The organism is Candidatus Pseudomonas adelgestsugas, assembly GCF_004124255.1.
GTDB classification, from domain to species: Bacteria; Pseudomonadota; Gammaproteobacteria; order Pseudomonadales; family Pseudomonadaceae; genus Aquipseudomonas; species Aquipseudomonas adelgestsugas.
Genome location: NZ_CP026512.1, coordinates 875,562 through 889,671, shown reverse-complemented (window position 1 = coordinate 889,671; position 14,110 = coordinate 875,562). Strand labels below are relative to the sequence as shown.

The 14,110-nt window shown below is 43.2% G+C and carries 9 protein-coding genes and 1 pseudogene; 6 read left to right on the top strand and 4 right to left on the bottom strand.

Annotated features, from left to right (window positions below):
* The first annotated feature begins 114 nt into the window (after positions 1–114).
* The 6 genes and pseudogenes from mreC to pmbA all read left to right on the top strand — a co-directional run bounded on the left by mreC (position 115) and on the right by pmbA (position 11,480).
* A pseudogene (gene mreC, locus C3B55_RS02415) lies at positions 115–1,096 on the top strand (rod shape-determining protein MreC).
* Positions 1,096–1,584, top strand: a complete 489-nt coding sequence (gene mreD, locus C3B55_RS02410; RefSeq protein WP_129211150.1) for a rod shape-determining protein MreD — start codon at positions 1,096–1,098, stop codon at positions 1,582–1,584. Before mreC ends, mreD begins: the two are co-directional and overlap by 1 nt.
* Positions 1,585–2,210: 626 nt before the next feature.
* Positions 2,211–3,668 carry a ribonuclease G gene (rng, locus tag C3B55_RS02405; RefSeq protein ID WP_129211148.1) on the top strand — a complete coding sequence of 486 codons (1,458 nt, stop codon included), beginning with the start codon at positions 2,211–2,213 and terminating at the stop codon, positions 3,666–3,668.
* A 73-nt stretch (positions 3,669–3,741) separates the two neighbouring features.
* On the top strand, positions 3,742–7,545 hold the full coding sequence (locus C3B55_RS02400) for a YhdP family protein (protein WP_129211146.1): 3,804 nt from the start codon (positions 3,742–3,744) through the stop codon (positions 7,543–7,545).
* Between the two features lie 713 nt (positions 7,546–8,258).
* The gene (gene tldD / locus C3B55_RS02395; RefSeq protein ID WP_129211144.1) at positions 8,259–9,698 is read left to right on the top strand and encodes a metalloprotease TldD; all 1,440 of its coding nucleotides are present in this window, start codon (positions 8,259–8,261) and stop codon (positions 9,696–9,698) included.
* A 435-nt stretch (positions 9,699–10,133) separates the two neighbouring features.
* Positions 10,134–11,480, top strand: coding sequence for a metalloprotease PmbA (gene pmbA, locus C3B55_RS02390; RefSeq protein ID WP_129211142.1), 1,347 nt, complete (start codon positions 10,134–10,136; stop codon positions 11,478–11,480).
* 864 nt (positions 11,481–12,344) lie between these two features.
* Here the strand turns inward: pmbA and C3B55_RS04675 are convergent.
* Genes C3B55_RS04675 through C3B55_RS02370 form a run of 4 tightly spaced genes read right to left on the bottom strand, consistent with a single transcriptional unit; the run spans position 12,345 to position 13,972 of the window.
* Positions 12,345–12,476, bottom strand: coding sequence for a hypothetical protein (locus C3B55_RS04675; RefSeq protein WP_457912693.1), 132 nt, complete (start codon positions 12,474–12,476; stop codon positions 12,345–12,347).
* A gap of 17 nt (positions 12,477–12,493) precedes the next feature.
* Positions 12,494–13,351 (bottom strand): RNase adapter RapZ, encoded by an 858-nt coding sequence (gene rapZ / locus C3B55_RS02380; RefSeq protein ID WP_129211140.1) that lies wholly within the window; start codon positions 13,349–13,351, stop codon positions 12,494–12,496.
* Positions 13,352–13,354: 3 nt separating this feature from the next.
* A complete protein-coding gene (ptsN, locus tag C3B55_RS02375) occupies positions 13,355–13,819 on the bottom strand; it encodes a PTS IIA-like nitrogen regulatory protein PtsN (protein WP_129211138.1) in 465 nt (154 codons plus the stop codon).
* A 12-nt stretch (positions 13,820–13,831) separates the two neighbouring features.
* On the bottom strand, positions 13,832–13,972 hold the full coding sequence (locus C3B55_RS02370) for an HPF/RaiA family ribosome-associated protein (RefSeq protein WP_457912698.1): 141 nt from the start codon (positions 13,970–13,972) through the stop codon (positions 13,832–13,834).
* Positions 13,973–14,110: the final 138 nt, after the last annotated feature.

Here is a 14,110-nt window from a genome sequence, read left to right as displayed (position 1 = left end):
CGCACGTAGGTTGCACTTTACAAAGCAGCTTATTTAGTGCTTATCCTATTGAATGAAAAATATTGGCCCAGGAGGAAGCGACTTATTAATTTGCTTTTTGCTAAAAACTCGTCATTGAGCATACGTTTATTAGTGCTGGTAATGCTTTTAATCACACTAATGTTTATCGATGCCCGCTTTACACTGCTTAAGCCAGTACGCAACCAAATGGCGCTGGTGCTTATGCAAACTTACTGGATAACTGACCTGCCGCAACGTCTCTACCACAGCGTGGCTAACCAGTTTGGCAGTCGTACTGAGCTGGTTGCTGAGAATGCAAAACTCAAGACAGAAAACCTGCTACTACAGGGGCGTATACAAAAGCTTGCAGCCATTACCGAGCAGAACGTTCAACTGCGCGAGTTGCTTAAATCTTCCGCACTCGTCAACGAAAAAGTCGAAGTGGCCGAGTTAATTGGGATAGATCCGAATCCATTCACCCATCGCATTATCCTTAATAAGGGTGAACGAGATGGTGTGGTGCTTGGGCAGCCGGTACTCGATGCTCGTGGCCTAATAGGCCAAGTAGTTGAGTTGATGCCTTATACTTCACGGGTGCTATTGCTGACGGATACTACTCATAGTATTCCAGTACAAGTTAATCGCAATGGTTTGCGTGCGATTGCTAGCGGCACTGGTAATCCGGAACGCCTAGAGCTACGACATGTAGCTGACACTGCCGACATCCAGGAAGGCGACCTGCTAGTTAGCTCTGGTTTAGGTCAACGATTCCCGGCTGGCTACCCAGTTGCAACTGTCAATGAAGTCATCCACTATTCCGGTCAGCCATTCGCTATTATTCGCGCTATACCAACTGCCGCCATAAACAGTAGCCGTTACCTGTTACTAGTATACAGTGACAACTGTGCTACAGAAGAACGCATCAACTACGCATCCCAAGCAAAGGGAATAGAAGACCAGCCAAACAACACTTGCGCAAAACATTCCGATCATAGCACTGCAACTGATATTGGTTGGCCCACCTGCATCTACTATCATACCGACCGCTCGGCCAGCTGCGGTAGCCCAAGCAACTAAACAGTTGAGGGAAAGTTAATGGCATATACTAATTCGCGAAACAGCTGCATTGTCTGGCTAAACTTTGTCATTGGATTGTTGCTCAGCGTGTCGCCGCTACCGCAATTTATGGAAATCTTACGACCACTTTGGCTTGCTTTGTTGTTGGCTTTCTGGTCTTTGATTATGCCGCATACAGTCGGATTAATTACAGCAATGTGCCTAGGCTTAGCTGAAGACATACTCTACGGCACGCTTCTTGGTCAAAATGCATTACTTCTTACCATAGCTATTTTCTTGATGCAGTCGTTACAGCAGCGCTTACGTATGTTCTTTATGTGGCAGCAGTGTTTAATGATTTTAGTAATCTTCGGTTTGATGCAGTTAGTGCAATTTTGGCTCAGTGCCTTAACTGGTAATCGCCAGCCAACCTTGGCGCTGATGTTGCCAGCATTAATCAGTGCATTGCTATGGCCATGCATAAGTTTTAGTTTGCGTGGATTACGCCGTCGATATAAATTCAATTGAATTGATTGCGAGGCTTTGCCTGATTATATCGAACTCTACAAAAAGTCTGTAATTAATTTACTTGATCTGATTTTGACACTACCTAAATAGCATAAACCTCTTATATAAGATAGGTGTGCCTTGTACCGTTATTAGCATAACCATTCATGAAACTTCCTATGATCAATAAACTGCCATTGCCTGTGTCGAACGCCTAGCGTGCGATAAGGCAAAAGCTGGTTTTACTTGTGTACACAAACATAGCGTGATAACTGTGTGCTGAGTACAGATATGGCTCTAATCATAGACGGTCAACTCCTTAGTAAATTGATAATTTAAGTGAACGTTTTAGCGATGTTTCTGTCCAGCATAGCTATACCTAAATGGATAATAGCAAACCCCTAAACAAGGCAAAAGCTATGCTATCTATAGGTTTAGTTATTTGTTTATCTTTGAGCTTAATAACGGCTGTTATGCCACAAGTAATAGGTTTGTCTGTATGCAAGACCGCATAATCGCTTTATTGATTAATTCGTCATACCCCTGCTTGGTAACACTTTACTGTGCCTTGAATGCTTAACTACAGCGCCAAATAGCTTAAGCGATCTATCACTATTTGTAAAAAAATGCCTGAACGAGACCAAGTCATGAGTGAAGAGATTTTGATCAATATCACACCGATGGAATCACGCGTAGCAGTAGTAGAAAACGGTATTTTACAAGAAGTGCACGTCGAACGCACCAGGAAGCGCGGGATCGTTGGTAATATATATAAGGGTAAAGTCGTACGTGTACTGCCGGGGATGCAGGCTGCATTCATCGACATCGGTCTGGACCGAGCAGCGTTTATCCATGCATCGGAAATTTTCTTGTGTGATGGTTCCGCAGAGGCAAGTATTAGCGTCTTAGTGCACGAATGGCAAAACATAGTAGTGCAAGTTATCAGGGATGAGATTGGTTCCAAAGGTGCACGGCTAACTACACAACTGTCGATTCCTTCACGTTATCTAGTTTACATGCCGCGTACTACCCACGTAGGTATTTCCTTAAAGATTGAAGCCGAAGCGGAGCGTGAACGCTTGAAACAAATAGTCAGCGAATACATAGCTGCTGAGAACATTAAGGAGATGGGCGGTTTTATTTTACGCACGGCAGCTGAAGGTGCTAGTGCCACTGAAATCCTGATGGATATCCGCTATTTACGCAGGCTTTGGGACCAGATAGATGCGCAGACCAAAACAATTAGCGCACCAAGCGTTATCTATGAGGACCTTTGCTTGGCGCTGCGTGCCTTGCGCGATCTGGTCAGTCCGAAGATTAAGAAAATCCGTATCGACTCACGTGAAACCTTCGAACGCGCCACGCAATTTGTTGCTGAGCTGATGCCGGAAATTGCCGATCGATTAGAGCATTACCATGGCGAACGGCCAATTTTCGATTTATATGGTGTCGAAGATGAAATCCAGAAAGCTTTAGAACACAAGGTACTACTGAAATCTGGTGGCTACCTTGTAGTAGACCAGGCCGAAGCTATGACCACTATTGACGTCAATACTGGTACGTTCGTTGGCTATCGCAACCTAGAAGAGACTATCTTCAAGACCAATTTAGAGGCAGCCACATCTATATCACGTCAGCTACGTCTACGCAACCTTGGCGGAATAATTATCATCGACTTCATTGATATGGAAGAGAAAGAACATCAGCGCCAAGTACTTCGCACCCTTGAAAAACAGATGGAGCGAGATCACGCCAAGACTAATATCATTAGCATTACCGAGCTTGGCTTAGTACAGATGACCCGTAAACGCACCCGAGAAAGCCTTGAACAGGTACTATGCGAGCCTTGTAGCAGTTGCCATGGACGCGGTAAGTTGAAAACCCCAGAAACAGTTTGCTACGAGATTTTTCACGAAATCTTACGGGAAGCACGCGCCTATCAGGCCAAAGGCTATAAAGTACTGGCTAGCCAGAAAGTTGTCGATCGGTTAATGGACGAAGAGTCCAGTAACTTCGCTGAACTAGAGAATTTTATTAAGCGCACAATTTCTTTTCAGGTCGAAACTATATATTCTCAAGAACAATATGATGTGGTACTGCTCTAATGCTAAATAGCATTCTTTATTCACGACCAACATATCAAAATATATCGTTCACCTGCCTTGAGAATCGCCTGACATGAAGCGTCTAATACGCTTTTTTGTTACCTGGATTCATTGTGGCTTAAACTTGTGTGCCTTGCTGCTAGTATTAGCGGCAGTGTACGTTAGTCTAGGTCGTGAATTAGTTTTACTAGTAGCTGAGTATCGTACTGAAATTGAAGTCAAAGCCCAGACTATAATGAAAATGCCTGTTTATATCAGTAGCCTGGAAGGACGATGGCGCGGTTTTATGCCTATATTACTAGCACACAATGTGGTAATTGGCACAGGCAATAACGCTTTGCGTATAAATCATAGCGAAGTCATGCTAGATATTTGGGCTAGCTTGATAGCTCGCGAAATACGTATCGCTAACCTGGAAGTCAGCGGCTTACAAGTGGTCGTTAAAGAGGGCAATAACAACTACTGGTCTCTACAAGGTTTACCAGTGCAAGACGACCAATCGCTGGATTTAGAGCGGTTACTTACACATATGCATATTGTAAAGCACGTATCTTTGCTTGATAGCCAGGTGACTTTACAGCCACATAGTCAAGAGTCACTGACTATGACGCACGTTGGATTCAGCTTTAATGCTGATACTGCACGTCAACGATTGGATGCTTGTTTGATCCTACCGGACGGTCAGCCTCTCTCTCTAAGCATACATGGCCGTATTCGTGATAGCGGGTGGAAAGATAGCGAAATCGAAGCATACCTGAACTTACCCCAAAGCGACTGGGCTAAGTGGATTCCGGCTAGACTAGCCAAGCAGTGGAGGATTACCCAGTTTAACGCTAGTGGCGAGTTCTGGTTCAACTGGAGCCATGGCATCGTCCAAAGTGCTGTAGTACATCTCAATTCTTCGCAAGTGAAAGGCAGTTATGCTGACCGACAACCTGTGCATATCGAAAACCTGGCACTGACTGTTAACTTAAAACGAAGTGACAATGGTCTAAATATACTATTTGATTCGCTGGCGATGAACATTGGTAGTATCCGCTTAGAGTCACATTTACAATTACAGCAAAGCCTTGCGACTAATAAAAATCTAGAAGTCTGGACACTTCAAACTAATCGTCTTGACCTGAACCTAATCACTATCCTACTAAAAATTTTAGCACCATTACCAGATGACTTTATTAAGACTATCGAACACCTGAACGCCACTGGCGTGCTACACAATGTGCTGGTGAACTTCTGCCCACAAGATACTACTGATCATAAAGTTAGCTTCGCTGCTAACCTGGAGCAAATCAGCTTTGATGCCTATTTTGGTGTACCAGCTGTACGTAATATGTCTGGAAGCATTAACGGTGATTTAGGTCATGGTGAGCTGCAGATAGACAGCAAAGACTTTGCCTTGCATCTGTATCCAATGTTCGCTAAGCCATGGCAGTATATTCAGGCTCATGCGTGCTTAACATGGAACTTAGATAAAGCAGGTATTACACTGGTTGCCCCATATATCAAGATGCTTAGCGAAGAAGGTAAGCTTGCTGCAAGCTTCCTAATTAACCTGCATTTAGACCATACCAAGGAAGACTATATGGATCTAAAGGTTAACATGGTAGATAGTGATGAGCGTTTCACTTCCAAATATTTACCGGTGATGCTTGGCCAGTCATTGACTGAATGGTTGCATATGGCAAATTTTAAAGGTGCAGTGGATCAAGCTTTCTTTCGGTACAAGGGTTCGTTGAACCATGACCCGTTGTCTGTAGTGCGCAATATCAGCCTGTTTTTTAGGGTACATAACGCCGAGCTTGCATTCCAACCAGGTTGGCCATATGCAAGAAAGATTAATGGTGAAGTGTTTATCGAGAAAGGCGGTTTACATATACTGGCCAATACAGGCCAAATACTTAACACTAAGATCAAAGATGTGCACGTAAGTATTCCCTACGTAAAAACTGGTAAAGATAACCATCTATTAATTACCGGTAAATTTGAGGGCGGCCTTGGTGATGGATTGAGAATCCTTCAAGATACGCCAATAGGCACTAACTCGATCTTCGCTGACTGGAAAGGCGATGGTGATCTGCAAGGCACACTGGACCTAGATATTCCCTTGATCAAGGATATTAATCCAAATATAGCAATAAACTTTCATATTGACAAGGCTAGACTGCAACTAGCCAAGCCAGCCATGAACTTAACTCAGCTTAAAGGTGACTTCCGTTTCGACAGTAGCAAGGGTTTGAACAGTACAAATATTTCAGCCAAAGCGTTTGGTCGCCAGATCACTGTGCAGATCCTGCCTGATGGCAAGCCTAACAATATGAGTACATGCATAATCGCTAAAGGCTGGATTGCAGTCAAGCAGTTAGCGAACTGGCTAGAAATCAAACATCCATTACCGATATCTGGTGATATCTCGTATAAAATGCGAATGACTTTGGATGGTGCCGATAGCCAACTGATAATAAGCTCCAGTATGAAAGGTGTTATGGTAGACTTGCCGGCACCCTTTGGTATGCCCTCTAATCATGGTCGCTACAGTGTATTCCGTATGACTTTACAAGGCCTTGAGCGACGTTACTGGTTTGATTATGGTAATCTGGCGAGCTTTGCGTTTGCTTCACCACAGGATAAATTCAATGATGGGCGTGGGGAGCTGTTTATCGGTGATGGCAATGTTGTACTACCAGTAACTAAAGGCTTGCGTGTTCGCGGTATACTGTCGGAGCTAAACATTGACCCATGGAAAAAACTACTCAGCCATTACGCTTGCAACGACTCAGGTGATAGCTTTAAGCAATTGTTCAGTAGCGCTGACTTAATGATAGCCAAGCTAACTGGCTTTGGCTCCAACCTCGATCAGGTCAACTTACAACTGAATCGCAAAACAGATTCTTGGAGTTTACAGTTAGATAGCCAGCAGGCCAAGGGCACGGTTACCATACCGGACGCTAAAGACGTACCGGTTGCGGTAAACATGCAATACGTGAAACTGCCGATAGCGAACCAGACGATACAGTTTGATGAAAACGCGCCAGATCCATTAGTAGATATTGACCCCAAGAGCATCTTTGCGCTGGATATCTCTATCAATCAACTGTTCCAAGGGCAGACACTAGTAGGTACTTGGTCGTTCAAGGTTAAACCAACCGCTAAAGGCGTAGTTTTCAATAATATAAACTTAGGCCTTAAGGGTCTACAGCTCAAAGGCACTGGTGGCTGGGAAGGGGCGCCGGGTACCAATAGTAGCTGGTATAATGGACGCTTAAATGGTCAAAACATTGCTGACGTACTCAAAGGATGGGGCTTTACACCAATCATAACCAGCGCAGACTTCTATTTAGATGTAATAGGTCGCTGGCCTGGTTCGCCAGTATGGGTTAGCCTTAAACGCTTTTCCGGTAGTCTAGATGCGTTGCTTAGCAAAGGTCAGTTTGTTGAAGTGGAAGGCGGCGCTAAAGCTCTGCGGGTATTTGGCTTGCTTAACTTAAACTCTATCGGCCGACGATTACGCCTAGATTTTTCAGACTTACTAGGAAAAGGCCTAAGCTATGATCTGGTTAAAGGCTCACTATCTGCTAGCAATGGCGTACTTGTAACCCGTGAGCCTATTACTATTACGGGACCATCAGCTAACCTGGAACTTAATAGCGCTCTCGATCTAGTAGCTGACCGTGTCGACGCAAAGCTGTTAGTTATGTTGCCAGTAACTAACAACCTACCAATTGCAGCGCTGATTGTTGGTGCTCCAGCCATTAGCGGCGCATTATTCCTAATCGATCAGTTAGCTGGTGATCGTATTGCACGCTTTGTGAGCGTGCAATACAAGGTTCATGGATCATGGAAGAATCCAAAAATAACTTTTGACAAGCCATTTTAAATCACTAGGTAGAAAGTATTTAGAGTTACAAGTATCTGAATGCTTATTTCATGAGTGTTAACTTAAGTCTTTTGTAGTTATTCAATCGTTGCTCAATCTGCTATAGTTAGCTAACAGCTCCTAACTACAATATAGATTAAGCTACAGGTTTAGAGTAGAGGATAAATTCTCTATACAGCAAACTATGCACAACCGTACATTATAAATAGTTACTGGCAACTGTACTTTCGCCGCATAGAGATTATCCTAACATCAAGTCTATCAACGACTAAACTACTAGTCCAGTTGCTGATTATGACAGCTTATTATCAGCTATAATAAGCTACACTTATTTTATATCCATGCAGCAAATACTAAGCAGGTCGCTTAGATCTAACGATGTGTTACAATATTATTCATTAAAATTGTGCTGAGCTACACTCAGTGAGGCTAAATTGATATTGTATCACAGGCCTTGCTACATAAATGATATTTCACTCAAGACAGTATACATTTCATACAACTAGCAACTATTTTCTTAAAGTGGTAATTTTGTGATCCATGGAGTCTGCTTGTTAATACGACAGAATCAAGGCTAAGCAGTCTTGCTATCTAAAAACGATAGCAGTGAAAAGACGTCTGCACATGCACGCATACCTGGCAGCCAATGATCAACATATCTTGTTAATACACTTAACAGACTACTGCGGAATAATTAATTTAAGGTTAAACCTATGAGAGAGTTGTTGCCCTTAGTCAGCGAACATCTTCTGGAACCAGGTGGAGTGACTATCGAAAACCTACAAACTGTGCTTGGAGATCTTTCTGGGCCTGACATCGATGCTGCTGACTTGTATTTCCAAGGCCAAATTTCAGAATCGTGGATCCTCGAAGACGGCATTGTGAAAGAAGGCAGCTTCAACCTCGACCAGGGCGTAGGTGTACGCGCGCAATCAGGTGAAAAAACTGGTTTTGCGTATAGCAACGCAATCACCATCGAAGCTCTTGGCCTTGCTATTCGTACTGCGCGCTCAATTTCACGTGCTGGCCAAAACGGTACGGTGCAGGTATTTAGCAATCATGGTATTACTCAGTTATATGCATATAATAACCCTTTAGAAGTGATCAGCTATACTGGAAAAGTAAACTTGCTCAAGCGTATAGATGCAGCTACTCGAGCTCTTGATCCACGGATCAAACAAGTCATCGTGAGTATGACTGGTTTATGGGAGCATATTCTAGTAGCATCTCTTGATGGCGGACTAACAGCAGATATACGGCCGTTAGTGCGTTTCAATATCAGTGTAATAGTTGAACAGCAAGGTCGCCGCGAGCACGGTAGACATGGCGGTGGAGGACGTACTGACTACCGTTACTTCCTAACCGAGGATCGGGCTATGAGTTATGCCCGGGAAGCATTGCGTCAGGCATTGATTAATCTTGAAGCTATTCCAGCACCGGCTGGTACCTTACCAGTGGTGCTAGGTTCTGGCTGGCCTGGTGTATTACTACACGAAGCCGTAGGCCATGGCTTAGAAGGTGATTTTAACCGCAAAGGCAGTTCTGCATATAGCGGACGTATTGGTGAAACAGTCGTATCTAAGCTGTGCACAATTGTCGATGATGGTACAATAGCTTGCTGTCGTGGTTCATTGAGTATCGATGATGAAGGTACGCCAACTGAACGCACTACGTTAATCGAAAATGGTGTACTGAAGGGCTATATGCAAGATAAACTGAATGCCCGCCTGATGGGCGTAGCGCTTACCGGTAATGGCCGGCGCGAGTCTTATGCGCACTTGCCTATGCCGCGTATGACTAACACCTACATGCTCAGTGGCGAAAGCGATCCGGCAGAAATTATCGCTTCAGTTAAACGCGGTATTTACTGCGCTAATCTTGGCGGTGGCCAAGTAGATATCACTAGTGGCAAGTTTGTATTTTCTACCAGCGAGGCCTACCTACTCGAAGACGGTAAAGTTACCGCACCAATTAAAGGAGCGATGCTGATTGGTAATGGTCCTGAAGTCATGAGTAAAGTGTTGATGGTTGGTAATGACTTATCATTAGACAGTGGTGTAGGCACGTGCAGTAAAGATGGGCAGTTACTGCCAGTCGGTGTCGGTCAGCCAACTGTGAAGATTGACACCATTACTGTAGGTGGCACGGTTTAGTAAAATCTAAAACTTCCAATAGCAGTGACTATCTACCACTCGTGGAGTATGATCTACGTTAGTTAAATACTATTCGTACTTACGTAACTGTTGACAAATAGCAATATCCAGTTAATTAAACAATGCTAGAACCGTATCATGATTCCTTAATCATGCTTTAATTTGCTAATAAATATTGGTTTGCTATTGATGATAGATATTTGCATAGAATGTATAAAGGTACGCCCGCTAATACTTGACACATGTCATCGAGCATTAGCAATTTTACAATTAAGTAGTTCTTTAGTATTTAGGCATTCAAAAACTAGTCGTAAAGATTTGACTATGATGGCAGTCCGCAAAATAGCTTCTATGATAACTCATCTAAACCAGTTTATCAGGTCTGATTGCTTTAATAGCTTGAAAATGCAACAAAGAATTTGAGTAGAGAAAATTATGAGTGCAGACCAAAGCGTTGGTCCTCAAGCATTACCAGCGCTACAAGAAAAAGTCGAATATATTCTTGCCGAGGCTAAACGCCAAGGAGCTAGCGCCTGCGAAGTGGCAGTGTCGCTAGAACAGGGGCTGTCTACATCGGTACGCCAGCAGGCAGTCGAAACCGTCGAATTTAACCGAAATCAGGGTTTTAGCATTAGCTTGTATATAGGTCAGCGTAAAGGCTCAGCTAGTACCTCTACTGGCGGACTAAAAGCAATGAGTGAGACTGTCGCTGCTGCGCTAGCAATTGCTAAGCATACATCCGAAGATGAAAGTTCTGGCTTGGCCAATCAAAATTTGATGGCTAAAGAATTACAGGATTTTAATCTTTTCCATGCCTGGAATATCACACCAGAGCAGGCTATCGAAAAAGCGCTTATCTGTGAAGCAGCTGCATTTGATGCCGATGCCCGCATTAAAAACTCTGATGGCACTATTTTAAGTACGCATCAAGGCTGCCGTGTATATGGCAACAGCCATGGATTTATTGGAGGTTATGCTTCCACTTGTTATCATATGAGTTGTGTCATGATCGCTGAAGCCAATGGTCAGATGCAGCGCGATTATTGGTATGATATGAATCTACAGGGTGAGTTATTGGCTGATCCTGTCAGCATTGGCCGGCGGGCGGCACAACGTGCAGTGAATCGTTTAGGTGCCCATGCAGTACCCACGTGTAAAGTACCTGTGCTATTTTCAGCAGAAATAGCCGGTGGGTTGTTCAGTAGTTTTCTTGAAGCTATCTCTGGTAGTAATCTGTATCGTAAGTCTTCGTTCCTTGAAGGCACAATCGACAAAATACTATTTCCCGAATGGTTAACTATTGATGAACGTCCTTGTCTAATGCGTACCATGGGTAGCTCTGCGTTTGACGGTGATGGACTAGCTACTTATGCTAAACCGTTTGTCGAGAAAGGCAAGCTAGTATCCTATGTATTGGATACTTATGCTGGTCGTAAGCTTGGCCTACCAAGCACAGCTAATGCTGGTGGCGTTCATAATCTCTTTGTTACCCATAGTGACGAAGACCAAATGGCGTTGTTACGTCGCATGGGCAGTGGTCTACTAGTAACCGAGTTAATGGGCAGTGGTTTAAATATGGCTACTGGTGATTATTCACGCGGCGCTGTAGGTTTCTGGGTAGAAAATGGCGAGATTCAATTTGCCGTTCAAGAAGTAACGATTGCCGGCAATATGCACGATATGTTCAAACAAATCATTGCAGTGGGTAATGATCTGGAGCTGCGTAGTAACATTCGAACAGGTTCAGTGCTAATTGAACAAATGACAGTTGCCGGTAGTTGATGTAGTGTGGGATAACCTTCAAATTACAAGGCTCTATTTCTTAAATGAGAGAGAACAAATAATGAGTTTTATTATGCACAATAATCCGTACCTAGAAAGTTGACGATAAATAATTCGTCAACTCTAATGTCAACTAGAACCAAATAAACATCACTAAATTCAATATTACCTAAAAGTACATGCTTGATATACTGTATTATTAATCACAAGCAAACAATTGTCGAAATTTGATTCCGCCTTACAATCTTCAGCAGGCATTGAAATATTCTTATCCGGCAATTAAAAAACCTGCGAATTAATACTTAGCATTGCTATTTCTGACTTATTGCAAAATTTCCTGTAAGCAATTTTCGTATAGAACGCAACAGCCAGCAACTGAAAGGTCTCAGCAGGGCAAATTCACTAGAAATAAAAACTATGCATGTTTGATACCATTGCCCATAAACCTGGCAGTAGTTGGTGTTGGCCAGCTCTTATGCCGGCAAAAAACTGCTGCACTCATAGTCTGGCTTTATTGCCTTACTGGACTACATTAGCAGTTGGCAAGGTAAGATGTTAACTGGTGGTAGCTATCATAAACTAATCTATTAATTAGTTTATGATAGTCATAAAATCTTGCTGGTTTAAAATTATTGAATCATGCGCAATGTAATCAAAACAATTATAATTACATATAGAAAATGCTATTTTTTAACCTTATCTAAATCTCTAAAAGACAGTTGACTCACCATCGTCAAAGTAGTTATTAATCAATCTAACTAGCGCATCTATCGCTACCTGATCTTACTAGTCTTCTGTCTTCAAGTGAATATTGGTGCACTTTCCGACAGCTACTATAAAATCGTAGCTATGATGCTTTTACTATCAACCATGAATTCCTGGGTGCACCAAGCACTGATCTGGCAATGGAACCGCCTTTGCAACTACGACAAATTGAGCTAAAGCGCGAGCGTGCAGGCTAAGTTTGTTTAGAATGTCAATTTTTAATGTAGGCAATCACATTAGTATTCCTTTCAACTAAGATCTCGATGGCGAACTTGCACGTTCTTTAGTGACTGTTGCAGCACATGACCAAGGCGTTCAGCCAGGTATACGGAGCGATGATAACCACCAGTGCAGCCAATAGCAATTGTGACATAAGCCCTGTTGCTTGTGGTAAAGCGCGGTAACCATTTTAGCAGATACTTAGAGATGTCCTGAAACATTTCCTCAACATCCAGTTGTTCCGCTAAGTACTTGGCTACTGGCTGATCCAGGCCAGACTGATCGCGTAACTCTGGCTTCCAGTAAGGATTTGGTAAACAACGCACATCAAAGACTAAGTTGGCATCCACTGGAATGCCACGTTTAAAACCAAATGATTCAATCAAAAATTCTGTACTTGGCTCAGGCTGATGCAGTAGGTGCAACTTCATAGCGTTGTACAGTTGGTAGAGGTTTAGGTTAGTAGTGTTGATCTTAAGGCCAGCGAGATCAATAATTGGCCCTAGCAGTACAGTCTCATCCTCGATCGCTTCAGCTAAAGAGCGATGCGGGCTGCCAAGAGGATGGCGACGACGAGTTTCAGAAAAACGCTTGAGCAGCGTCTCTTCATCAGCATCCAAGTACAACACATCACAATGAATATGCTTAGCCCGTACTTCTTCTAGTAGCTGTGGAAATCGCTCAAGGTGGCCTGGCAGGTTGCGGGCGTCAATCGATACGGCAATCAATAATTGTGTTAGTTCAGTATTGATCATGGCGCGTTCCACTAACTCTGGTAACAAACCAGCAGGTAGGTTGTCGATACAATAAAAACCGTTATCCTCAAGCACGTTGAGGGCAGTGCTTTTACCCGAGCCAGAGCGGCCGCTAACAATGATCAAGCGCATGGACTACTGCCCGTTTTGTTCGTCTAGGACAACCTGATAAAGCGCCTCATTACTGCTGGCACTACGTAGTTTGTCACGTACTTCCTTACGGTCAAGCATGCTAGCAATCTGCTTCAACAGTTCTAAATGTACATCGATGTAGGCTTGTGGAACTAACAAAACGAATAGTAAATCAACTGGGATGCAATCAATTGCGTCAAAATCGATAGGTTTATCCATGTGCAGCAGCGCGCTGACTGGCCACTCACAACCCTGCAGGCGACAGTGAGGGATAGCGATACCATTACCAAAACCAGTAGAACCTAGTTTTTCGCGTGCGATCAGCGACTCATACACAATTTGCTCAGCTAGATCAGGTACTTCACGGCTGATCAGTTTAGCAATTTCTTCAATAGCTTTCTTTTTACTGCTACCAGGCACATTCATAAGAGAGCGACTGAGTGGCAGAATAGTTTCAAGTCGAATCATAGGTGGCGAGTATTAGCGGCCGATGCCTTGAAAGAAGGCTTTGCTGCTTTCCTTGTGTTTTTTTAAGTGACGATCAAGATTGCTAGTCAAGGCATCAACTGATGCATACATATCTTTATGCTCAGTACTTGCGACTACTTTGTTAACGGAAATCTTAAAAGTTTTTTAATTTTTCGTTAAAGCTTATCAAGCATTCATAGTAGACGTGCACATTAGTAATTATATCAAAATGACCTTTAGGTAATTTTGAAGTGTTTGCTAGACATATTTGTGCAATAAATAGGTAACTTC